The organism is Amycolatopsis sp. CB00013 (assembly GCF_001905755.1).
Taxonomy (GTDB): Bacteria; Actinomycetota; Actinomycetes; order Mycobacteriales; family Pseudonocardiaceae; genus Amycolatopsis; species Amycolatopsis japonica.
Genome location: NZ_LIWC01000002.1, coordinates 918,826 through 941,526, shown reverse-complemented (window position 1 = coordinate 941,526; position 22,701 = coordinate 918,826). Strand labels below are relative to the sequence as shown.

Here is a 22,701-nt window from a genome sequence, read left to right as displayed (position 1 = left end):
GACCCATGGCAGGAGGAGAACACGGCCAGGCCTTGGCGGAACTGCTCGAAGGGCTGAAACGGCGTAGCGGGCAAAGCTACGAACGGATCGGCGCCAAGGCGCATCTGAGCCGATCGACCGTCCACCGCTACTGCAGCGGTGCCAGCGTGCCGGCCGCGTTCGGCCCGCTGGAACGGATCGCGACGGTCTGCGAGGCCGAGCGCGACGAACTGTCGAAGCTCTTCCGGCTGTGGGAACGCGCGGACGCGGCACGGGGAGAGGTCGCGTCCGCGCCTCCCGCCCCGCATCCGGTCCCCGAGCCGAGGGGGCGTGACCGGATCGGGTGGTGGCCGCTGCTGGCGTCGCTCGTCATGGTCACCGTGGTCGGGGCGAGCGCGGTCCCCGCGGCGGAACCGGTCGCGCCGGCGATCCATGCCCCGATGTGGACCGAGTTCCCGTCCCCTGTGGACAGTGCGTTCTTCGGCGTGACGACCAACAGCGAGACCGGGCTGATGCCGACGTTCGGCGTCGGCGCGGTCCGGCTCTGGGATTCGGAGACCCGCTGGCAGAACCTCGAACCGGAACGCGGCAGGCCGGTTTGGTCCACTTTGGACAGACTGGTCGACGGCGCGAACCAGGCGGGGCTCCCGGTGCTGTACGTCTTCGGCGGCACCCCCGGCTGGGCGGCGCCGGGCGGACCGCCGTCGGCCTACCCGGACGGCTCCCGGGCGGCACCGCCCGAAGACCTCGCGGACTGGGACTCCTTCGTCGGGAAGGTGGTCGAGCGGTACCGCGGCCGGATCGAGTCCTACGAGCTGTGGGACATGGCCAACCATCCCAAGTACTTCACCGGTCCGGTCGAACGGCTGGTGGAGATGGTCCGGCGGGCGAGCCGGCTCATCAAGGCTGGTGATCCCGGCGCCACCGTGGTCTGCCCGTCGATGGGGCACCTCGCCGATCCCGCGTATCGGCGAATCATGGAGCGGTTCGGTGAACTCCGCGGCTACGAAAGCTGCGACGCCGCCGCGGTCAAACTGCATCCGGGCAGGATGGCGGACCCGCCGGAGACGATGCTCGCCGTCGCGGACGAGATCCAGCGGAGTTTCCACCGCGCCAACGGGCACGCGAACCTGTGGAGCACCGGCCCCGATTTCGACGTCCCGTTGCAGCCGCCGGTCGACCCCGCCGTCGCCGCGGACTACGCCGCTCGCATCTTCCTGACCGGTCTTTACGCGCGCTTCAAGCGGATGTACTTCTACAACTGGGGAAGCGACCGCGTGCCGATCGTGCTCCAGCCGGCGGGCGGACCGCCGACCCGCGCCGCCGCCCACGTCGAACGGCTCGGCCGCTGGCTCGACGGCGCGAAGATCCGGTCCTGCGGCGAGGGCACGCGGGCCGGGCTGCCGGAGAACCTGTGGCGATGCCGGTTCACGCGCAACGGCATGGAGTTCCGGATCGCGTGGGCTCCCTCGGGCACCGTGCGGCTGTCGGCGCCGGGCAGCGCGGAACGCCTCGACGGGACACGGCCGGCGATCGAATCGGGCTCCGTCGAGGTCACCGGCAGCCCGGTGCTGCTCAAGCCCTGACATCACGCGTGATCAGCCAGACGTCACGCGTGATCAGACGGACGACACGCGCGACGTCCGTCTGATCACGCGAGTCGGCCACCTGATCACGCGAGTCGTCCGGTTCGGTCCGGCGCCCTACGCCGCGAGGTAGTCCTCGATCGCCTTCGCGATGACGGCCGCGTACTGCTGCCGCCCCTCTTCGCTCGCCATCGCGGCGGCTTCGGCGGCGTTGCGCATGTTCCCGCATTCGACGAGCGCGGCGGGGCGGGTCGAGAGGTTGAGCCCGCCGAGGTCGGCGCGCGGGGCGAGCCCGTTCGAGCCGAGGTACGTCGAGGTCGGGAAACCGCCCGCGCGGAGGCCGTCCCGCAACGCCGTCGCGAGCCTCATCGACGGCTCACCCTGCTGGGCGTTCAGCGGCGGTGCCGAGTACGCGACGTGGAAACCGTGCGCTCCGGCGGAATTCGAGCCGTCCGCATGGATCGACACGACCGCGTCCGCCCCGGCGTCGTTCCCGATCGCGGCGCGTTCGTTGACGCACGGTCCGACGCCGGTGTCGTTCTGCCGGGTGAGGATGACGCGGATTCCCTTGGCCGCCAACGCCTGCGAGATCCGCTGCGAGACGTCCCAGGTGAACGCGTGCTCGGTGTAGCCGGAATCCGTCGAGGTTCCGGTGGTGTTGCACGGTTTCGTCTTGCCGCGCCCCGCCGGGACCTGCTTGTTGATCTCGCCCGGCTTGCCGGAGTTGCCGCCGTTGTGCCCGGGATCCAGCACGACGACCTTGCCGGTTTTCGGCGGCTGCTGGCTGCTCGGCGGCGGCTGAGGCGCGCTCGATGGCGGAGCGCTCGTCGTGGGGCTCGGCTGCGGAAGGGTGGTGAAGACCGTGGTGGTGCCGGGCGGCGGCGGACTCGACGGCGAAGACGCGGGGGTGTCCACCCCGCACGCCGTGAACAGCGTCAATCCGATCGCCAGCACCAGGCCCATCCGTCGTCGCACGGCGCCCACGGTGCCACACGGGTGACGGCTAGGCTGGTAGGCGGCACGGGATTTTCCAGGAGAGGACCGATCGGATCATGGTGCAACCCGGTGGCGGCTTCGACCTGTCGCAGATCATGCAGCAGGCACAGCAGATGCAGCAGAAGCTGGTCGAGGCCCAGGAAGAGCTGGCCAACACGGAGGTGACCGGTACTTCCGGCGGCGGCCTGGTCACCGCGACCGTGTCCGGCGACAGCCAGCTCAAGTCGCTGTCCATCGACCCCAAGGTGGTCGACCCGGACGACGTCGAGACTCTGTCCGACCTGGTCGTCGCGGCTGTCCGCGATGCCTCGGCCAACGCGCAGAAGCTCACCGAGCAGAAGCTCGGCCCGCTCGCCGGCGGCCTCGGCGGCGGAATGCCGGACCTCGGCGGCTTCCCCGGGCTCGGCGGCTAGCTTGTACGAGGGTGTCGTCCAGGATCTGATCGACGAGCTCGGGCGGCTGCCCGGCGTCGGTCCCAAGAGCGCGCAGCGGATCGCCTTCCACCTGCTGGCGGCCGATCCCGCGGATATCGCGCGCTTGCAGGAAGTACTCGGCAAGGTCAAGGAAGGCGTGCAGTTCTGCGAGGTCTGCGGCAACGTCTCGGAGCAGGAGACCTGCCGGATCTGCCGCGACACCCGCCGCGACCTCACGGTCATCTGCGTGGTCGAGGAGCCGAAGGACGTCCTCGCGGTCGAGCGGACGCGTGAGTTCAAGGGCCGCTACCACGTGCTCGGCGGCGCGCTGGACCCGTTGTCCGGTATCGGACCCGAGCAGTTGCGCATGCGTGAACTGCTCGCCCGGATCGGTGGCGCGGAGATCAGCGAGATCATCATCGCGACCGACCCGAACACCGAAGGCGAGGCGACCGCGACGTATCTCGTGCGGATGCTTCGCGATTTCCCGGGCCTGACCGTGACGCGGCTGGCGTCGGGGCTGCCGATGGGCGGTGACCTGGAGTTCGCGGACGAGCTGACGCTGGGCCGGGCGCTGTCCGGCCGGCGGGCTCTTTAGCTCCCCGATGCCATGAAAGGTCCTTTCCTTGCAAAATTTGCAAGGAAAGGACCTTTCATGGCGTTCGTGAGCGAGCGCGAAGCGTCAGCAGTAACCCAGCCGCGCGAGAGTGTCGACGATGATCTCCGACGGGTGGAACTTGTCGACCCAGGACTCGCCGCGGCGGTTCTGGTAGGTGTCGAGGAAGTTCTGCAGCTTGTCCCCGCGCATCTCGGTCAGCACGACGGTCTCGCCGAGGTGCTGCGGCGTCTCGGTGCGCTCGCGGTGCACGGCGCACGGCAGACCGAGGTAGTAGCACTCGGCCGAAAGGCCGCCCGAGTCGGTGACGACGTACTCGGCGCGCGCGACGAGCGGCAGGAACTTCAGATACCGCATCTTCGGCTGGATGATGAAGTTCTTCTCGTCGAACAGGTTCGCCAGGCCGAGCGCGCGGATCTTCTCGCGCTCGGGCGCGCCCGCCATGTAGAGGATCGGCATCTGCTTGCTCTGCTCGCGCAGGATCTCCAGCGCCTCGCGGTACTTGTCCGCGCGCGAGACCAGTTCGAAGCGGTGCAGGGTGGCGAGGCCGAACTTCTCCGGCAGGCCCTCGACGTCCAGCGGCCCGTTGATGGCCATCCGCATCGCGTCGATCGCGGTGTTCGCCTCGGTGTCGACGACGACGCCGCGGGCGTTGCGGAGGTTGTTCACCTCACGCGCGCTGGGCGCGAAGTGCATGTCGACGATCTTCGCGGCGATCTTCCGGTTCAGCTCCTCCGGCAGCGGCGACATGATGCTGCCCGACCGCGCACCCGCCTCGACGTGCCCGACCCGCGACTTGAGGATCCGCTTCCCGATGAGCGAGCCGTACGGCGTGGTGAAGGTGTCGCCGTGCACCAGCACCAGCGGCGGACGCCCGTCCTCGACCAGCGCGGCCTTCAGCTCGGCCCGGCGGCCCCACGCGGTCCGCAGCACCTGCGCGGCCCAGCCCGGCACCTGCGCGGGCGACTCCAGGTTGTGCGCCTTCTCCTTCGGCACGAGCCAGACGTCGGGCTCGGGGAGGTCCAGGTCGGCGAGAACGTCCGAAACCTCGTCGACGTGCTGGGCGGTGAACCAGATCTTCGGCCGGACCCCGCGTTCGAGGATGCCGTGGTAGACCGGCGCGATTTTGATCAGTTCCGCCGTGGTGCCGAGAATGAAGGAAATCACCGGAAGAGCCATTCTGTCGGGGTCTGCGGTGCCCGAAGGATACTGGTGGGCCGCGCAAGGTAGCCTCGCCGGGGTGAGTGCGAATTCGCTCCTCCCGGCCCTGTCCGTCGTGATCCCGGTCTACAACGAGCAGGACTGGATCGACCGCAGTGTCGGCGCGCTGATCGCGTCGGCACAGGTGGCGAACTGGCCGGTCGAGGTCGTCGTGGTCGACGACGGCAGCACCGACGGCACCGGCGGCAAGCTCGCCAAGCTGCAGGAGCTGTACGGCATCACCGTCCTCACCCAGCCGAACAGCGGCCGGTTCGAGGCACGCCGCGCGGGCATCGCGAAGGCGTCGGGACGGCAGATCCTGCTGCTCGACAGCCGCGTGATCGTCGACCCGGGTTCGCTCACCTTCCTCCGCGACCAGCTCGTCGACCACCCCGAGCGCACGGTGTGGAACGGTCACATCAACGTCGCGTCCGAACACAATCCGTACGCGGGATTCATGGCCGGGCTGGTCAAGATCCCGTGGCGCCGTTATTGCGCGAACCCGCGGTTGATGTCGTTCGGTATCGACGAGTTCGACGTCTTCCCGAAAGGCACCGGATTCTTTTCCGCGCCGAAGGACGTTCTCGAGGATTCGTCCAACGCGTTCGAGTCGCTCTTCGAAGACGTCCGTTTCGCCAGTGACGACACGGGTGTTCTGCGCTGGATCGCGGAACGCCACCGCATCTTCCTCGCCCCGGACTTCTCCGCGACCTACCACGGCCGCGATTCGTTCAAGAAGTTCGTCGGGCAGTCGTATTTCCGCGGCACCACGTTCGTCGATTCGTATCTCGCGTCGCCCGGGCCCGCGCGCAACGGCCTGTTCGCCGCGATGGCCGTCGGCGTGCTCGGCCTCGGTGTCGCCGCGAAGCGCCCGAAGACCGCCGTCGCGCTGGCCGCCGCGGGGTCGACGGCCGCCGGGTTCGCGGTGACCAAGTTCGGCGCGACCAAGGCCGAGGCCAAGGCCGTCGCCCAGCTCACCCCGGTCTTCGCCGCCGGCTTCGGCGCCGGGGCACTCCGAGGCCTCTTCATGGCGCTGCGGGCGCGGCTCCGTAAATGAGCAGCGCGGTGAGCAGCGAAAAACTGGCGAAGGACACCGGGAAATCCGCCGGTCGCATCGGTGTCTACCTGCTGATCGCCATCGCGCTCGGCTACGTCCTCACCGTGGTCTGGGGCCGGACGCTGTCGCCTGCCGACAACGCGGTCCTGCTCTCCTTCTGGGGCATGTTGATGGGGCTGGGCGCGGCCCTGTCCCCGCTCGAACAGGAGATCTCGCGCCAGTCCGCGCACGCCGCGCTCGAAGGCCGCAAGGCGGGCCGCCCCGCGGTACTCGCCTTCGTCACCAGCCTGGTCGCGGTCGCCGTCGCGGCCCTGTTCACGCTGATCCCGGCGGTGACCGACAAGGTCTACGGCGGCCAGTTCGCGCTCGCCGTGATCGTGCTCGCGGGCGGGCTGTCGTTCGCCTTCCAGTTCGCCGCGCGCGGTCTGCTGATCGGCCAGGACCACGTCCGGTCCTACTCGTGGCTGATCCTGGTCGAGGCCGCCGTGCGGATCCTCGTGGTCGCCGCGCTGGTGGTCGCCGGGCTCACCCAGCTGTACTGGTTCGCCATCGCCGCCGCGACCGGCTCGTTCGCGTGGTTGCTGTTCGCCCGCGGCGCCGCCAAGCTGGTCGACCCGAAGCTGGACGCCGACGAGCCCGCGCGGCCGATCGTCACGAACATGCTGATGCTGCTGGCGGGCGCGGGGCTCACCGCGAGCGTGATCACCGGCTACCCGGCGCTGGTCAGCCTGCTCGCGCCCGGCGGCGACAAGGACGCGCTCGGCGTGCTCTTCCTCGCCCTGTTCGTGGCCAGGACGCCACTCACACTGATGGCGCCGGTCCAGGCTCTCGCGGTCCCGACCGTGGTGCGTCTGTCCAGCACCGAGGAGGGCAAACACCGGCTGCGGAAGCTGCTCGCGCTCGGTTCGGCGGGCGCGCTGGCGCTCGCGGCGCTCGGCGCGCTGATCGGCTGGCTCATCGGCCCGTGGGTGGTGCGCCTGGTCTACGGCGCCAAGAACGATCCCGAGGCCTGGTGGATGGCCGGGCTGGTCTGGTCGTCGGTGCTGCTGGCCGCGATGCAGCTGCTCGCCGCCGTCCTCGTCGCGCAGGCCAAGGCCACGAAGGTGCTGATCACCTGGGCCGCCGTCGTCGTCGCGACCGCGCTGGTCCTGCTGTTCTTCCCCGGCGACACGGTCGTGCGCGCCGTCGTCGGGCTCGCCGCCGGACCCACCGTCGGCCTGCTGGTCGTGATGGCGTTCGTGGTGAGAGGCACGCCCGAGGCGGGCAACGCGAAGCCGTCCGAAACGTCTCGATAGTGTGGCCGCGCCATCGCGCGCCGCGAACGGGGTGGCGTTATTAACGCCGAATAGGGTTGGACAGCGAATTCGATGAACGTTCTTTTGGTCTTGCTGGCGTTCTGGCTGCCGGGGCTCGTCTTCGGTGCCGCGATCCGGTTGCGCGGCTGGACCCTCGCCGCCGCGGCCCCGCTGCTGACCTTCGGTCTCGTCGCCATCGGCATCCCGATCCTCGGCCGCTTCGGCATCCGCTGGACGATGCTGAACGTCGGCCTTTGGGTGCTCCTGCTGTCCGTCGTCGGTTTCGCGCTCTCTTTCCTCGTGCTCCGCTTCACCGCGAAGCGGCACCCGGACTGGTCCGAGGACGAAGACGACGACGAGTCGAAGCGTTCCCTGCGCGACCACCTGCTGATCGGTGCCGGTGTCCTGGTCGGTCTCGGCGTCGGCACGGTGACCTTCCTGCGCGGTTCGCACAGTCTCGACAACGTCCAGCAGGGCTGGGACGCCCCGTTCCACGGCAACCTCGTGCGCTGGATCGCCGAACACGGTGACGCGCGCGCGTCGACCGTCGGCACCATCGCGAACCTGCCGAACCAGACCGACTACTTCTACCCGGACACCTACCACGCGCTGCTCGCCCTGGTCTTCGGCAAGGGCGGCCTGACGATGATGCCGACGCTGAACCTGGCGGCGCTCATGGTCGTGCTGACCGTCCCGGTCGGGGTCGCGGCGATGTGCCGCGCCTGGCGGATGCCGGTCCTCGCGACCGCGGCCGCGGCGGCCGTGTCCACCTGGTTCACCGCGTTCCCGTACGACTCGCTGTGGCGCGGCCCGCTGTGGCCGTACGTCGCCGGCGTGGCGCTCGTGCCCGCGATGCTCGCGCTCGCCCGCCTGCTGCTCAAGCCGAACGGCGTCGCCGGACCGCTCGCGATCGGCGTCGGCGTCGCCGGGCTGGCCGGCCTGCACACCAGCCTGATCTTCGTGATCATGGTCTACTTCCTGCTGATCCTGCTCGCGGTGCTGTTCCGCTTCGAGAAGATCGGCTGGCGCCGCAGCGCCGCCTCGCTGATCGCGACGATCGTGATGGCGGTCGTGCTCGGCGTGCCACAGGTCCTTCCCGCGCTCTACAACGCCGGCGGCGTGACGAGCGCGTTCTGGGCCTCGGAGACCAGCGTGTCCGGCGCGCTCGGGCAGACGATCACGTTCTCGCCGATGGCGTCGTTCCCGCAGTGGTGGATCGGCATCCCGGCGATCATCGGTGTGTTCTTCCTGGTCAAGCACCGGCGGATGCTCTGGATGGTCGGCGCGTACGTGGTACTCGGCGGCCTGTTCGCCGCGACGATCTCGCTGGAGACCCCGCTCATCCACACCCTGACCGGCGTGTTCTACAACGACCACTGGCGGATCGGCGCGCTCGTGCCGCTGGCAGGCGCCGTCGCGTTCGGCGAGTTCGTGCACACCGCGTCGGGCAAGTTCGCCGAGAAGATCGGCGAGCGCAAACCGAACCTGAACCCGGTCACCGCGGCCATCGCGGGCGCGCTCGTGGTCGGTCTCGTGGTCACCGTGCTGAGCCGAGGCGGGTACATCGGCCGCAACTCCGCGCGGCTCGCGATGAACTACGGCACGGAAGGGCCCTCGGTCAGCAAGGGCGAGGAAGAGGCCTACGCCTGGCTCGGGAAGCACGTCGTGCCGGGCGAGCGTGTGATGAACGACAAGGCCGACGGCTCGGTGTGGATGTACGCGCTCGCCGGGGTTCAGCCGGTCGAGTGGACGAACTACGGCGCCGAGTTCACCACCAAGGCGGGCTGGCTCAGCGTGTTCCTCAACGACATCAACCGCGAGCCGCGCGTGCGCGAGGCGCTCACCGATCTCAAGGTGCGCTACGTGCTGGTCGGCAAGGGCAAGGTGGCCCCCAACGCGCAGTCCGCGGTGGGGCTCCAGCGGCTCGACATCACTCCGGGTTTCAAGCGCGTCTTCCACAACCTCGACGCGTCGGTTTACGAAATCGAAGGTCAGCAAGGTGTGGTCGCCTCCGGCGTCCCCGCCGGGTCCGACACCGCTCACGGCCAGTAAGAAGATAGAGTGATCCAGTGTCCAGTACGTCCGTGACCACCCGCCGCGTACTCATCGTGATGCCTGCCTTGAACGAGCAGGCCAGTGTCGGCGCGGTCATTTCCCAGGTCAAGCAGTCCTTGCCGGGCATGGACGTGCTGGTGGTCGACGACGGTTCGTCCGACGACACGGCCAAGCTCGCCCGCGCGGCGGGCGCGGAGGTGGCCCGCCTGTCGGTGAACCTCGGCGTCGGCGGGGCGATGCGCACCGGCTTCCGGTACGCGGCCGCCCGCGGCTACGACGTCGTCGTGCAGGTGGACGCGGACGGCCAGCACGATCCGGACGAGGTCGCCGCCCTGCTGGACGCGCTCGACGACGCCGACATCGCGATCGGTTCGCGGTTCGCCGGCAAGGGTTCGTACAAGGCCAGCGGCCCGCGGAAATACGCGATGGTCGTGCTCTCGCTCGTTTTCTCCCGGCTCGGGAAGACCAAGCTCACCGACGTGACCTCCGGGTTCAAGGCGATGGGCCCGCGCGCGATCAAACTGTTCGCCGCGTACTACCCGGCCGAATACCTCGGCGACACGGTCGAATCGCTGGTGATGGCGATCCGCGCCGAACTGAAGATCAAGGAAATCCCGGTGATCATGCGGGAACGGGCCGGTGGCACACCGAGCCATTCTCCGGTGAAATCGGCCGTCTACCTCGGCCGCGCCGGACTCGCCCTGCTGCTGGCGCTCGTGCGCCGCCGCCCCGCCGTCGACTCGTCGGATTCGGCGTAAAAGGAGCTGATTATGGCTGGCTGGCGCATTCTCAGCATCGTCGTCGCCTGTCTGGTGCTGTTCGTCGTCCTCGAGATGATGCGGCGGCGGAAACTGCGGGAAAAGTACGCGGGTGTTTGGCTCGTCCTCGCCGTCGGCGTGGTCGTGCTCGCCCTCGTTCCGCAGGCCGCCGACTTCCTGGCGCGGATAACCGGCGTGCAGACGCCGTCGAACTTCGTATTCCTCTTGGCCGGTGTCGTGCTGGCACTGGTCGCGTTGCATCTGTCGACCGAGGTCGGTCACCTCGAAGAAGAGGTCCGGACCTCCGTCGAGGAGATCGCGCTGCTCCGCTGCGAACTCGCCGACGCCCAGCGTGACCTGGAAGAACGCGTCGCCGCGCTCGAAGCGCGGACGGCCACGCCCGACAACGTCAAAGGGCTCCCCGAAGTGAGCCCCGCACGCGCACGCTGATCGACGCCTTTTTCGCCGCCCCGCCGAGGTTGGGCGCCGTCCGCGTACTCGCCGTCGACGGCCCTTCCGGCTCCGGGAAGTCCACGCTGGCCGGGAAGATCGTGGCGGAACTCGCCGGTCGCGGTGCGCGGGTGGCGCTGGTGAGCACCGACGAGTTCGCCACCTGGGACGAACCCGTTTCGTGGTGGCCGCGGCTGGAGACCGGCGTGCTGGAACCGCTGCGCGCGGGCAGGCCCGGCCGCTACCGGCGAGTGGACTGGTCCACCGGCGTCCCGCTGCCGGGTGAAGAGGTCGAGATCCCGGTCCCCGAGGTTCTGGTGCTGGAAGGCGTTTCCAGCGGCCGCGCGCGGATGCGGCCCTCGTTGTCCCTGCTGACCTGGCTCGATGGCGGCAGTGAAGCCGAACGTCTCGACCGCGCCGCCGAGCGGGACGGCGAGGGATCGAGGGCGGAACTGCGGCGCTGGCAGCTGTTCGAGCGCGGGTGGTTCGCCGTCGACGGGACCAGGGCCGCGGCCGATCGTGTGGTCACCCCTCGCGAGTGGTGAGGACCGTTCGGCACCCAGGCGCGGCGTGCGCGGAGGCGGGACTCGCGTGATCAGGGACGTGACTCGCGTGATTGAAGGCCGCACTCGGGTGTTCCGCCTCTGATCACGCGAGTTCCGCCTTCGATCACGTGAGTGCGGCCCAATGTCCTGCCGATGTCCTGTTTCCTCCGGCACCCATTGGTTGTAGTGGTGGACACCCATTTGAGTCAGTGACCCGGCACTCTGCGCGTTAGTGGTCGGGAATTGATTACACTCCGTCCGGAATTGCGGACACTTTGCGGTCGTATTGGCCGTCGTGTAGCGCGATCGTAACCTCGCGTGCTTAAGTGCGGGCTGAGTTCCCGCTAGTGTCGGCGGGCACACCGATCGTCCGTGGAGTTCGAGTTACCGACCGACCGGACGGTGCCTAAACACCGAAAATCTCCTCAAGGGGTGCCAGATGCAGCAACTGCGGGTGACCCGAGCACGCCGTGTGGCCCTGATCGGGCTTGCCGGCGCACTCGCGGTCTCCATTTCCGCCTGTGCCGAATCGAAGCGTGAAGAAGGCGCAGGGGGTGGCTCGGGAGGCACCATGGTCTTCGGCGCCGCCGGTAACCCGAAGACTTTCGACCCGCTCTTCAACGACGACGGTGAGACCTTCCGCATCATCCGCCAGATGATGGACACCCTGATCATGAACAAGCCGGGGACCGCGGACCTCGAGCCCGGCCTGGCGGAGAAGTGGGAAGGCAGCAACGAAGGCAAGACCTGGACCTTCAGCCTGAAGAAGGGCGTGAAGTTCCACGACGGCACCCCGTTCAACGCCGAAGCGGTCTGCTTCAACTTCAACCGCATGTTCAACATGAAGGGCGCCGCCGCCCAGAGCCAGATGATCTACTACGGCGACGTCTTCGAGGGCTTCGCCAAGAACGAGGGTGACGCCTCCGGCGCCCCGGTGTTCAAGGACTGCCAGGTCAAGGACGAGTCGACCGCCGTCCTGAACCTGAACAAGGCCAAGGGTGCCTTCCCGGCCGCCTTCACGCTGCCGTCGTTCTCGATCCAGAGCCCGGACGCGCTGAAGAAGTACAACGCGGACCAGGTCACCCAGAGCGGTGACTCGTTCTCCTACCCGGAGTACGCGCTGAAGCACCCGACCGGCACCGGCCCGTTCAAGTTCGAGAGCTGGGACCAGGCCAAGGGTGAGATCACGCTCTCCAAGGCCACCGACTCGCCGACCCAGACGGCCAAGCTCGACAAGCTGGTCTTCAAGGTCATCCCGGACGAGAACGCCCGCAAGCAGGCGCTCAAGGCCGGCGACATCCAGGGCTACGACTACCCGTCGCCCGCGGACTACGGCCTGCTGCGCAACGACGGCGAGCAGGTGCTCATCCGCCCGTCGTTCAACATCCTGTACCTGGGCATCAACCAGAAGAACAACCCGAAGCTGAAGGACCTCAAGGTCCGTCAGGCGCTGGCCTACGGCCTCAACCGCGCCCAGTTCGTGAAGTCGAAGCTCCCCGAGGGCGCCGAGACCGCGACCCAGTTCGTGCCGAAGGCGATCGACGGCTACAACGAGAACGTCACCAAGTACGACTACAACCTTCAGAAGGCGAAAGACCTGCTGAAGGAAGCCGGCGCCGAGGGCATGACCCTGAAGTTCTACTACCCGACCGAGGTCACCCGGCCGTACATGCCGAACCCGGCGGACATCTTCACCTCGCTGTCCGAGGACATGAAGGCCATGGGCATCAAGGTCGAGCCGATCGCCAAGCCGTGGAACGGTGGCTACAAGGACGACGTCCAGAAGGCGGGCAAGCACGACGTGCACCTGCTCGGCTGGACCGGTGACTACAACGACGCCGGCAACTTCGTGGGCACCTTCTTCGGTCGCGAGAAGCCGGAGTTCGGCTTCAACGACTCGGCGCTGTTCTCGGCCATCTCGGCCGCGGACGCCGCGCCCGCCGGCGAGGCGCACACCAAGGCGTACCAGGAAGTGAACCAGAAGATCATGGAGTACCTGCCCGCCATCCCGATCTCCTACGGCCCCCCGGCGATCGTCGTCGGCCCGAAGGTGAAGGGTCTGGTGGCCAGCCCGCTGACCGACGAGCGCTTCTACACCGTCACGGTCAACTGATCCTCCACCACTAGTGGCTCAGGGGGTGGGTGCTACCGCGCCCACCCCCTGAAGTCCATCCCGGGCTGGCAACAAAGGAACGCACGTGCTCCGTTTTCTCGTGCGTCGGCTGCTACAAGCGATACCGACGCTCTTGATCCTGTCCATTTTGATCTTCGCCTGGCTCCGGTCCCTGCCCGGTGGCCCCGCCGGCGCCCTCCTGGGTGACAAGGCGACCCCGGAGAAGATCGCCGACCTGAACAAGCTTCTCGGCCTCGACGATCCGATCTTCGTCCAGTACTTCAAGTTCCTCGGCCGGGCGATCACCGGCGACTTCGGCAACTCGCTGGTCTCCGCCCAGCCGGTCATGTCGGAGATCGGGAACTTCCTGCCCGCCACCCTCGAGCTCGGCTTCTGCGCGATGCTCATCGCGGTGGGGCTCGGCATCCCGTTCGGCTACCTGTCCGCCCGCTTCCGCGGCGGTGCCGTCGACAACATCATCATCGTGCTCTCGCTGGTCGGGGTCGCGGTGCCGGTGTTCTTCCTCGGCTACATGATGCAGGACGCGCTGGCCGCTCCGCTCGGACTTCCGTCGCAGGGCCGTCAGATGGCGGGTCTCGACGCCACCACCGTCACCGGCTTCGCGGTCTTCGACGGCATCATCACCCAGGAATGGGACGCCGCCTGGGACGCGATCACCCACCTGATCCTTCCCGCGTTCGCGCTCGCCACCATCCCGCTCGCGGTGATCGTCCGGATCACCCGCGCGTCGGTGCTGGACGTGCTGAACGAGGACTTCATCCGCACGGCCAACTCGAAGGGCCTGACCCAGCCGATCGTCCGGCGCCGTCACGTGCTCCGCAACGGGCTCCTGCCGGTGGTCACCGTCATCGGCCTGCAGACCGGCGCGCTGCTCGGTGGCGCCGTGCTGACCGAGCGTGTTTTCAACTTCCGCGGCCTGGGCTTCCTGCTCGCCGAGGGCATCGAACGGCGTGACTACCCGCGTCTGCAGGCGCTGCTGCTGTTCGGCGCGCTGGTCTACGTGCTGGTGAACACGCTGGTCGATATCTCGTACGGGCTCATCGACCCGAGGGTGCGTGTCCGATGAACACATTGCTGAACAAGAAGAAGGAACCGATCGACAAGCTCGCCGCGACGTCGGCGAAGGGGCACAGCCTCGGTGGCGAGGCGGTCCGCCGCATGCTGCGGAGCCCGGTCGCGATCACCGGTGGCGTGATCACCCTGCTGTTCCTGCTGCTGGCGATCCTGGCGCCGTTCATCGCGCCGAAGGACCCGTACGAGCGGTACCTGCAGAGCGAGGTCATCCTCGGCCAGGGCATCATCCCCGGCGCCCAGGCCGGTTTCCCGCTCGGTGTCGACGACTTCGGTCGCGACTACCTTTCGCGGCTGCTGGTCGGCGCGCAGAACACGCTGCTGGTCGGTGTGCTCGCGACGATCATCGGCGTCGTGGTCGGCATGATCATCGGCGGTCTCGCCGGTGCCTTCGGCGGCTGGGTCGACACGGTGCTGATGCGCCTCGTCGACGTCATGCTGTCGGTGCCGTCGCTGCTGCTGGCGATCTCGGTCGCCGCGCTGTTCCAGAAGCCGAGCCAGTGGACCGTGATCGTGGCCGTGTCGATGGTCGGCGTGCCGATCTTCGCGCGGTTGCTGCGCGGTTCGATGCTCGCGCAGAGAAACAGCGACCATGTGCTCGCGGCGACGTCGCTCGGCGTCAAACGCGGCGCGATCGTGTTGCGGCACATGCTGCCCAACTCGCTCGGCCCGGTCATCGTGCAGGCCACGCTGACCCTGGCCACCGCGATCCTCGAGGCGGCGGCGCTGTCGTTCCTCGGTCTCGGCGACCCGGACCCGAACCGGGCGGAATGGGGCATCATGCTGAGCCGCAGCGCTCGGCAGTTCCTCGACATCCGTCCCGAGCTGGCGTACTACCCGGCCATCGCGATCATCATCGTCGCGCTCGGGTTCACGCTGCTCGGCGAGTCCTTGCGGGAAGCCCTCGATCCGAAGAACAGGCGGTGATCTTTCATGGCTCTCCTTGAAGTACGCGACCTCAAGGTCGTTTTCCAGCGGCGTGGCGAGAAGCCGTTCACCGCGGTGGACGAGGTCAGTTTCGACGTCGAACCCGGCCAGACGGTCGGTCTCGTCGGCGAGTCCGGTTGCGGCAAGTCCGTGACCTCGCTGGCGATCATGCGGCTGCTCGCGAAGCGCGGCAACCAGGTCAGTGGTTCAGTGTCGTTCGAAGGCGCGGATCTGCTTCGCCTGTCGGACAAGGAAATGCGGGACCGCCGGGGTCGCGATCTCGGCATGGTGTTCCAGGACCCGCTGTCCTCGCTGAACCCGGTCATCCCGATCGGGCTGCAGATCACCGAGGTGCTGGAACGGCACCGCGGGATGGCGCGCAAGGCGGCGTCGGTGGAAGCGGCGGAACTGCTGGACAAGGTCGGCATCCCCGACCCGACCCGGCGGCTTTCCGAGTACCCGCACCAGCTTTCCGGCGGGATGCGGCAGCGCGCGCTGATCGCGATCGCGCTGGCGTGCCGTCCGCGGCTGCTCATCGCCGACGAGCCGACCACCGCGCTCGACGTGACGATCCAGGCGCAGATCCTCGCGCTGCTGCGGGAACTGGTGCAGGACACCGGGACCGCGCTGATCATGATCACGCACGACCTCGGTGTCGTCGCCGGTCTCTGCGACCAGGTCAACGTGCTCTACGGCGGCAAGATCGTCGAGCGCGCGGAGCGGCACGCGTTGTTCGCCGAGCCGCGGCATCCCTACACGCACGGCCTGCTCGCCTCGATCCCGCGTCTCGACGCGGGCCGCGGCGAGAAACTGATCCCCATCAAGGGATCCGTCGCCGACAACATCCCGTGGGACGGCGGCTGCGCGTTCGCGCCCCGCTGCCCGAACGCTCTCGGCGTGTGCCGGGAGGTTTCACCGCAGCTGACCCCGGATCGCAACGGGCTGCTGCGCTGCCACAACCCGGTGATCCCGGCCGTGGCCGCACGAGGAGGGGCCCGATGACCCACACGGTACCGCCGCAGGACGTGCTCCTGGAGGTCGACGACCTCAAGGTGCACTTCCCGATCAAACGCGGCATCGTGGTCGACCGCACGGTCGGGCACGTGTTCGCCGTCGACGGCGTCGATCTGGCCATCCGCCGGGGTGAAACCTACGGTCTGGTCGGGGAATCCGGCTGCGGGAAGTCCACTTTGGGCAGGGCGATCCTCCGGCTGACCGAGCTGACCGACGGCAAGGTCGTCTTCGACGGCACCGACGTCGCCGGGCTCAAGGGCGAGGAACTGCGCAAGGCCCGCCGCCGGATGCAGATGGTGTTCCAGGACCCGATGTCCTCTTTGGACCCTCGGCAGTCGGTGGAATCCATTCTGACCGAAGGGATGAAGGCGCACGGCCTCGACAAGGACAAGGAGGCGACGGCCAAGCGGCTGCGCGAACTCCTTGCCGCCGTGGGGCTTCCGGAGTCCTCGCTGCGGAAGTACCCGCACGAGTTCTCGGGCGGTCAGCGTCAGCGCATCGGCATCGCGCGGGCACTGGCGGTCGAGCCGGACCTGATCGTCGCCGACGAACCGGTGTCCGCGCTGGACGTCTCGGTGCAGGCGCAGGTGGTCAACCTCCTGGAGGATCTGCAGGAGAAGCTCGGGCTGACGTACCTGGTGATCGCGCACGACCTCGCGGTGGTGCGTCACATCTCCGACCGCATCGGCGTGATGTACCTCGGCTCGCTGGTCGAAGAGGCCGACGCCGACACGCTGTACGAGAACCCGCTGCACCCGTACACGCGGGCGCTGCTCTCGGCGATCCCCGTGCCGGATCCGACGGTGGAGGACAGCCGCGAGCAGATCCTGCTCGCCGGTGACCTGCCCTCGCCGGCGCGGCCGCCGTCCGGCTGCCGCTTCCACACGCGGTGCCCGTGGAAGCAGCAGAGCCTGTGCGACACCGACCGCCCGCAGCTGCGGGAGATCGGCACCGGGCACCGGGTCGCGTGCCACTACGCGGAGGACATCCGCGACGGGCGGATCAAACCGCACGAGGTCAAGGCGGAACTCGTCGAGGCCGGGGAGCTGAACCCCGACGTCGGCGGACTGCCGGACGTCGGCTCGGCGGCGGAGATCCTCTAGCCCCAGCTTTGGTGAAGTACGTGAAGGCCCCCTTCATTGCGTCTAGCGCAGTGAAGGGGGCCTTCACGTACTGCCCGCATTCAGAGGACTAAATGCGGGGAGCGTGGCCTTCGGGCAGACTCTCTGTCATGCGGGTCACAGTGCTGGGAGCGTCGGGGCGGACGGGGATCCACGTGGTCCGGCTCCTGCGGGGGCGGGGACATCAGGTGCGGGCGGGCCTGCGCAGCCGCCGCCGCGCCGAGCAGGTCGCCGGGCTCGGCGCCGAGACCGTGGTCGCCGACGTCACCGCCGACGCGGACGATCTCGTCGAGGCGCTCGCCGGGTCCGAAGTGGTGATCAGCGCGATCGGCGCGCCCGATCCCGACCAGGCCTCGGTCGACCTCGTCGACCGTGACGGCGTGATGACCGCCATCCGCGCGGCGGAGAAGGCGGGGGTCTCGCGGTTCGTGCAGCTTTCCGCGCAGTTCGCGGATTCACCGGATCAGGGTGATCGCCTGGTGCGGTCGATCCTGATGGCGAAGCAGATCTCCGACAGTGTCCTGCGCCGTTCGAGCCTGAACTGGACGATCGTCCGGCCCGGCACGCTCACCGACGACCAGCCCACCGGCCACGTCAAGATCGCCGGTCATCTCGAACCGGGCCGCGTCTCCCGCGCCGACGTCGCCGCCGTCCTGGTCGCCACGCTGGAAGAACCGCTCGCCGAGAATCAGGGTTTCGACGTCATCGGCGGGGAGATCCCTATTCCGTCGGCGCTGGCGTCGTTGGGCTGAGCGCCTTCTTCCGTTCCCGCGCCGCCCGCAGGTTCGCGACGTTCCCGCAGGTTCGGACGTCGTGCCAGACGCCGCTGTTGTTGCGCGAGACGTCGTAGAAGGCCGAACGGCAGCCGTCGAGCCGGCACAGTTTCAGCCGCGACCAGATCCCGGCCTGCTGCGCGAGCAGTGTCTCCGTCCACAGTGCCGAAGCGAGCCACTGCCGTCCGGTGCCGGACGGGAACAGCCGGACGACGCCGTCGCGCAGGTCGAGGTCCGCCTTGATCGGCTTGCCGAGGTCCGTTTCGCCGCCGTCCACGAGCGAAACGAACGATGCTCGAAGGTCGCGTAGCGCGCGAAGGTCACCCGGACCCAGCGAGATCTCGGGAGCCGCGGAGTCCCGGGCTCGCGACCATTCCGCCAGTGCCTCGGTGGCCCAAGGCCGCGCCAGGTCGGCGTCGCTCAGCAGGTCGAGGCCGTACGTCTTGATCGCCTTGGTGTTGAGGAAGTCCTGAACGAGCGCCAGCCCCGAGGGGGCGGTGCGTAACCGGTACCGGTCCGTCGCGGTCCATGACATAGGTCAAGCGTACTTGACTCTGTCGAGTCGCGTCGCCATGCTGGCGACAGAGGCAAAAGCCGAACACTTCTGTCAAGGGAGCAAGTCATGACCTCCATCGAAGGCGCCGTCGTCCTGGTCACCGGCGGGCAGCGCGGGCTCGGCAAGGCGTTCGTCGCCGAACTGCTCGACCGCGGCGCCGCGAAGGTCTACGCGACGGCCAGGTCGCCGCGCGAGGAGACCGATCCGCGGATCGTCCCGCTCCCGCTCGACGTCACCGACCCGGAATCCGTCCGCGCGCTGGCCGCGAACGCGAGCGACGCCACGATCGTCTTCAACAACGCCGGCGTCCTCGGGCTCGGCTCGCTGTTGAACGACGGCGTCGAAGCGCATCGGCCGGTCTTCGAGACGAACGTCTTCGGCGCGCTGCGCGTCGCGCAAGCGTTTGCGCCGCAGCTCAAGGACGGTGGTGCGCTGGTCAACGTGCACTCGGTCCTGTCGTGGGCGGCGGGCTCGGGGTCCTACGGCGCCTCGAAGGCGGCGTTCTGGTCACTCACCAATTCGCTCCGCATCGAGTTCGCCGAGCAGGGCACCCAGGTGGTCGGCGTGCACCTCGGCTACACCGACACCGACATGACCCAGGGCCTCGACATCCCCAAGAACGACCCTCGCGACGTCGCCCGCCAGGTCGTCGACGGCCTCGAAAAGGGCGAGACCGAGGTGCTCACCGACGACCTCACCCGCCGGGTCAAAGCCGCGCTGTCCGGTCCGGTCGAGCATCTCGGCACCAGCCGGATCGGCGCGTAGAAAACCGTTGGCGGGAGGCCGCCGCTCCGAGGTAGCTTCGCCGCCATGTGTGCCCCCGCGTTCACCCGGATCCGCCGCGCCTAGCGGCGGATTCCCGGCTTTCGGCAAGGAACCGCCGCCCGAGCGAGTCATCGCCGGGCGAGCCTCGTGCTGCCCGGCTCACCTCGAAGCCGCGGAGATCCCTTGCGCACACAGCGTCCTGGCCGTCATGAACTCGGCCAGAACTTCCTCATCGACCGGAACATCATCGAAACCGTCGTGAAGCTCGTCGACGGCACGACCGGGCCGATCATCGAATTCGGCACGGGCGACGGCGCCCTCACCCTGCCGTTGGAACAGCTCGGCAGGCCACTGACCGGCGTCGAAATCGACGACCGCCGCACCGCCCGGCTGGCGGGCCGCGTCCAGCCGCCGACGAAGATCGTCACCGCGGACTTCCTGCGGTTCCCGTTGCCGAAGACACCCCATGTGCTGGTCGGGAACCTGCCGTTCCACCTGACCACCGCGACCCTGCGCCACGTCCTCGCCGCTCCCGGGTGGACGGACGCCGTCCTGCTCATGCAGTGGGAGGTGGCGCGCCGCCGGGCCGGGGTCGGTGGCGCGACCATGATGACCGCGCAGTGGTGGCCGTGGTTCGACTTCCGGCTGGCGGGCCGGGTGCCCGCGGAGGCGTTCCGCCCGAGGCCCGGCGTCGACGGTGGGCTGCTCACCATGGCCCGGCGTGAGCGGCCGCTCGTCGGCGACGCGGATCGTGAGGGCTACCAGGACTTCGTGCGGCAGGTGTTCACCAGGCCCGGCCGGGACGTCGTGCCCAAACGGCTCACCGCACGCCAGTGGGCTGAGGCGTTTCGGCTTCGGCGAGGAAATCCGGCTCGCGCACGCGGCGTTTCGTCGAACCGAACAGGACGCCGCCGATGACCACGGCCGCCGCGACGATCTCCACCGGCGAAGGCCGCTCGTCGAGGACCAGGAACGCCATCGACAGCCCGACCACCGGCACCAGCAGGGAGAACGGCGCGACCACGCCCGCCGGGTTGCGGCGCATCAGCGACGTCCAGATCCCGGAGCCGACGATCGTGCCGAACACCACGACGTAGGCGAGGCCGCCGAGCCCGATCAGCCCGGTCGTGGTGCCGAGCGTGCTCAGCGAGTGCCCGATCTCGGCGGGGCCCTCCATGGCCAGCGACAGCGCGAACATCGGCAGGGGCGGCACCACGGACATCCAGAGGACGAAATTCAGCGGGTTGTCCGGTGCCGCCTGCCGGGTGCTCAGGTTGCCGAACGCCCAGCTCAGCGCGCCGAGCAGGGTCAGGATCACCGGCAGCAGGGCGGCGTTCCCGGCCTGCTGCCAGGCGATCGTCGCCATCCCGGCGACGGCGAGCAGGATCCCGGCGAGCTGCCGTCCGGACACGCGTTCGCGGAGGAAGACGGCGCCGAGCAGCACGGTGAACGGGGCCGACGCCTGCAGCACGAGCGACGCGAGACCGGTCGGCATACCGGTGTCCATCGCGATGAAGAGGAACACGAACTGCCCGGTGCCGAAGCCCAGCCCGTAGCCGAGCAGGTGGCGGATCTTCACCTTCGGCCACGGGACGAACAGGATCGTCGGGATCGCGATGACCGCGAAACGCAGCCCGCCGGCGAAGACGGGCGGGAACTGGCCGAGGGTGGCGTGGATGGCGAGGAAGTTGCAGCCCCAGAGGACGGCGACGAACAGGGCGAGCAGACGATCGCGGGCGGGCATGTCTTCACTCTTACGTGGAACGACCATTTAGGACCAGCGAGAATATTTGCAGCGATCGTTCAGTTCGGCTTCACATATGCTGGCGGTATGGACATCGGCCGGTTGCGGACCCTGCGGGAGTTCGCCGATCGCGGCAGCGTGACGGCGGCCGCGAAAGCGTTGCACTGCACGCCGTCCGCGGTCTCCCAGCAGCTTCGCGCCTTGCAGAGTGACGTCGGTCTCGCGCTGACGGAACCGGCCGGACGCGGCCTGCGGCTGACCGACGCGGGCCGCGCGCTGGTCGCCCGCGCGGACGACGTGCTCGCCGCACTGGAGCGGGCGGAGTCCGAATTGGACACTTACCGCAGCGCCCCGCGCGGCCGGGTCCGGGTGGCGATCTTCCAGTCCGCCGGGCTGATGCTGCTGCCTGGCCTGCTGCATCGGACGGCGGAATTCGACGGCCTGGACGTCATCGTGCGCGACGTCGACATGACCCCGCCGGAGGTCCCCGGCCTCGTCGCGGATTACGACATCGTGGTGGCGCACCGGGACGAGCACGCGCCGTCGCTCGGCTCGGATCGGCTGGAGACCCGGCATCTGCTGCGGGAACCGCTCGACGTCGCGCTTCCCGCGGGGCACCGGCTCGCGAAGCGCCGCCGTATCGAACTCGCCGAACTGGCCGACGAACGCTGGATCAGCGTCAACGCCGGCTTCCCGGTGGACGACATCCTCCAGTCACTGATCATCCGCACCGGGGTGCGGCCGCAGGTGGTCCAGCGCATCAACGACTTCCGCATCACCGAACGGCTCGTCGCCGCCGGGCACGGGATCGCGCTCCTGCCCCGGTACACAATGGACACTCGGCGCGGCAGCGGTCTGGTCTGCCGTCCGCTCGCCGGGATCAAGGCGGCCCGGCACGTGGAGGCGGTCTACCGGCTCGGCGCGTCTTCGCGGCCCGCGGTGGCGAAGGTGCTCGACGCGCTCGCCGACGAGGTCGGCGCCCTCACAGGCGAGCGTGACTCTTCAGGTGGTCCAACGCGATCTTGAGCGCGTCGGCGATCGGCGTGACGTCGTGGCGCAGGTGGGCCATCAGCAGGCCGCCCTGCACACAGGTCAGCGCGGCCTGCGCGAGTCGCGCAGGGTCGGCGCCTTCGACCAGTTTTCCCTGTTCTCGCAACGATTCCAGGCCGCGCTGGAGATGTGACTCCCATTCGCGGTAGGCCTTGTCCAGCAGCGGCGCCATCTTGGGGTCGTCGCCGAGTTCGCCGGTGAGGTTGCCCAGCGGGCAGGCGATCGGCCCCTTGGGCGTGGTCTGGATGGCCAGGATCTCCCGGGCCCACTGGTCGAAATCGGCCCAGTCGTGCAGCTCGAAGATGGTCGGCTGGTTGCCGAGGATGTTCTCGAGGAAGCGGGTGATGACCGCTTCGACGAGCTGATCCTTGTTCTTGAAGTAGTGGTACATCTGCGATTTCCCGGCCCCGCTCGCCGCGAGCACCTTGTCGACGCTCGTCCCGGCGACGCCGTGGACGTACATCAGCTCCGCCGCCGCGTCGACGATGGCGTCCCTCGTCATCCGCCCCTGCGGGGTCTTCGCCGGTTGACCACTCATGTACCGAATAGTACAGTCAGGCTCACTGTACCGATCAGTACAACCAAAGGAGGCCGAC

The 22,701-nt window shown here is 68.6% G+C and carries 23 protein-coding genes; 18 read left to right on the top strand and 5 right to left on the bottom strand.

Annotated elements, in window-relative coordinates:
• The first annotated feature begins 5 nt into the window (after positions 1-5).
• Positions 6-1,565 carry a helix-turn-helix domain-containing protein gene (locus AMK34_RS14505; protein WP_073845735.1) on the top strand — a complete coding sequence of 520 codons (1,560 nt, stop codon included), beginning with the start codon at positions 6-8 and terminating at the stop codon, positions 1,563-1,565.
• Between the two features lie 117 nt (positions 1,566-1,682).
• Here the strand turns inward: AMK34_RS14505 and AMK34_RS14500 are convergent, their stop codons facing one another.
• Complete coding sequence (locus AMK34_RS14500; RefSeq protein WP_073845734.1) at positions 1,683-2,528, bottom strand: N-acetylmuramoyl-L-alanine amidase; 846 nt, start codon at positions 2,526-2,528, stop codon at positions 1,683-1,685.
• A gap of 89 nt (positions 2,529-2,617) precedes the next feature.
• Here AMK34_RS14500 and AMK34_RS14495 point away from each other — a divergent pair, with 89 nt between their 5' ends.
• Both AMK34_RS14495 and recR read left to right on the top strand, forming a co-directional pair.
• Positions 2,618-2,974: a YbaB/EbfC family nucleoid-associated protein gene (locus AMK34_RS14495; protein ID WP_007035126.1), complete on the top strand. Its 357-nt coding sequence runs from the start codon at positions 2,618-2,620 to the stop codon at positions 2,972-2,974.
• A 1-nt stretch (position 2,975) separates the two neighbouring features.
• On the top strand, positions 2,976-3,572 hold the full coding sequence (gene recR, locus AMK34_RS14490; RefSeq protein WP_005166260.1) for a recombination mediator RecR: 597 nt from the start codon (positions 2,976-2,978) through the stop codon (positions 3,570-3,572).
• Between the two features lie 84 nt (positions 3,573-3,656).
• Here the strand turns inward: recR and AMK34_RS14485 are convergent, their stop codons facing one another.
• Complete coding sequence (locus AMK34_RS14485) at positions 3,657-4,769, bottom strand: UDP-N-acetylglucosamine 2-epimerase (RefSeq protein WP_037334923.1); 1,113 nt, start codon at positions 4,767-4,769, stop codon at positions 3,657-3,659.
• A gap of 61 nt (positions 4,770-4,830) precedes the next feature.
• Here AMK34_RS14485 and AMK34_RS14480 point away from each other — a divergent pair, with 61 nt between their 5' ends.
• The 12 genes from AMK34_RS14480 (at position 4,831) to AMK34_RS14425 (ending at position 17,969) form a co-directional block, all read left to right on the top strand.
• Positions 4,831-5,847 (top strand): glycosyltransferase family 2 protein, encoded by a 1,017-nt coding sequence (locus tag AMK34_RS14480; RefSeq protein WP_063275650.1) that lies wholly within the window; start codon positions 4,831-4,833, stop codon positions 5,845-5,847.
• Positions 5,844-7,142, top strand: a complete 1,299-nt coding sequence (locus tag AMK34_RS14475) for a hypothetical protein (protein ID WP_073845733.1) — start codon at positions 5,844-5,846, stop codon at positions 7,140-7,142. The genes AMK34_RS14480 and AMK34_RS14475 overlap by 4 nt, the downstream gene beginning before the upstream one ends.
• Before the next feature lie 72 nt (positions 7,143-7,214).
• On the top strand, positions 7,215-9,194 hold the full coding sequence (locus tag AMK34_RS14470; RefSeq protein ID WP_073845732.1) for a DUF6541 family protein: 1,980 nt from the start codon (positions 7,215-7,217) through the stop codon (positions 9,192-9,194).
• 59 nt (positions 9,195-9,253) lie between these two features.
• Positions 9,254-9,955 (top strand): glycosyltransferase family 2 protein, encoded by a 702-nt coding sequence (locus tag AMK34_RS14465; protein WP_051972890.1) that lies wholly within the window; start codon positions 9,254-9,256, stop codon positions 9,953-9,955.
• Positions 9,956-9,967: 12 nt separating this feature from the next.
• Complete coding sequence (locus AMK34_RS14460; RefSeq protein ID WP_007035120.1) at positions 9,968-10,405, top strand: DUF2304 domain-containing protein; 438 nt, start codon at positions 9,968-9,970, stop codon at positions 10,403-10,405.
• Between the two features lie 29 nt (positions 10,406-10,434).
• Positions 10,435-10,950, top strand: a complete 516-nt coding sequence (locus AMK34_RS14455) for a uridine kinase family protein (protein WP_241832771.1) — start codon at positions 10,435-10,437, stop codon at positions 10,948-10,950.
• Between the two features lie 439 nt (positions 10,951-11,389).
• Complete coding sequence (locus AMK34_RS14450; RefSeq protein ID WP_443111205.1) at positions 11,390-13,063, top strand: ABC transporter substrate-binding protein; 1,674 nt, start codon at positions 11,390-11,392, stop codon at positions 13,061-13,063.
• A gap of 85 nt (positions 13,064-13,148) precedes the next feature.
• Positions 13,149-14,150: an ABC transporter permease gene (locus AMK34_RS14445; RefSeq protein ID WP_037334940.1), complete on the top strand. Its 1,002-nt coding sequence runs from the start codon at positions 13,149-13,151 to the stop codon at positions 14,148-14,150.
• On the top strand, positions 14,147-15,082 hold the full coding sequence (locus AMK34_RS14440; RefSeq protein WP_073845730.1) for an ABC transporter permease: 936 nt from the start codon (positions 14,147-14,149) through the stop codon (positions 15,080-15,082). Before AMK34_RS14445 ends, AMK34_RS14440 begins: the two co-directional genes overlap by 4 nt.
• 6 nt (positions 15,083-15,088) lie before the next feature.
• Positions 15,089-16,084 (top strand): ABC transporter ATP-binding protein, encoded by a 996-nt coding sequence (locus tag AMK34_RS14435; protein ID WP_073845729.1) that lies wholly within the window; start codon positions 15,089-15,091, stop codon positions 16,082-16,084.
• Entirely contained in the window at positions 16,081-17,199 is a 1,119-nt protein-coding gene (locus AMK34_RS14430; protein ID WP_073845728.1) for an ABC transporter ATP-binding protein, read from the top strand. Before AMK34_RS14435 ends, AMK34_RS14430 begins: the two co-directional genes overlap by 4 nt.
• A gap of 128 nt (positions 17,200-17,327) precedes the next feature.
• Entirely contained in the window at positions 17,328-17,969 is a 642-nt protein-coding gene (locus AMK34_RS14425; protein ID WP_038521172.1) for an SDR family oxidoreductase, read from the top strand.
• Here the strand turns inward: AMK34_RS14425 and AMK34_RS14420 are convergent.
• The gene (locus AMK34_RS14420; RefSeq protein ID WP_038521169.1) at positions 17,938-18,525 is read right to left on the bottom strand and encodes a CGNR zinc finger domain-containing protein; all 588 of its coding nucleotides are present in this window, start codon (positions 18,523-18,525) and stop codon (positions 17,938-17,940) included. The two genes, AMK34_RS14425 and AMK34_RS14420, sit on opposite strands and share 32 nt — an antisense overlap.
• Positions 18,526-18,612: 87 nt before the next feature.
• Between AMK34_RS14420 and AMK34_RS14415 the strand changes: the two genes are divergently transcribed.
• Positions 18,613-19,311, top strand: a complete 699-nt coding sequence (locus tag AMK34_RS14415; protein ID WP_073845727.1) for an SDR family oxidoreductase — start codon at positions 18,613-18,615, stop codon at positions 19,309-19,311.
• A 183-nt stretch (positions 19,312-19,494) separates the two neighbouring features.
• Positions 19,495-20,229, top strand: a complete 735-nt coding sequence (erm, locus tag AMK34_RS14410) for a 23S ribosomal RNA methyltransferase Erm (protein WP_073845726.1) — start codon at positions 19,495-19,497, stop codon at positions 20,227-20,229.
• Here erm and AMK34_RS14405 read toward each other — a convergent pair.
• Positions 20,132-21,055, bottom strand: coding sequence for an EamA family transporter (locus AMK34_RS14405; RefSeq protein ID WP_073845725.1), 924 nt, complete (start codon positions 21,053-21,055; stop codon positions 20,132-20,134). The two genes, erm and AMK34_RS14405, sit on opposite strands and share 98 nt — an antisense overlap.
• A gap of 87 nt (positions 21,056-21,142) precedes the next feature.
• On the opposite strand from AMK34_RS14405, the gene AMK34_RS14400 reads away from it, so the two are divergent.
• On the top strand, positions 21,143-22,081 hold the full coding sequence (locus AMK34_RS14400) for a LysR family transcriptional regulator (protein ID WP_073845724.1): 939 nt from the start codon (positions 21,143-21,145) through the stop codon (positions 22,079-22,081).
• On the opposite strand, the gene AMK34_RS14395 is transcribed toward AMK34_RS14400, so the two are convergent.
• Positions 22,038-22,643 carry a TetR/AcrR family transcriptional regulator gene (locus AMK34_RS14395; RefSeq protein ID WP_073845722.1) on the bottom strand — a complete coding sequence of 202 codons (606 nt, stop codon included), beginning with the start codon at positions 22,641-22,643 and terminating at the stop codon, positions 22,038-22,040. The two genes, AMK34_RS14400 and AMK34_RS14395, sit on opposite strands and share 44 nt — an antisense overlap.
• Positions 22,644-22,701: the final 58 nt, after the last annotated feature.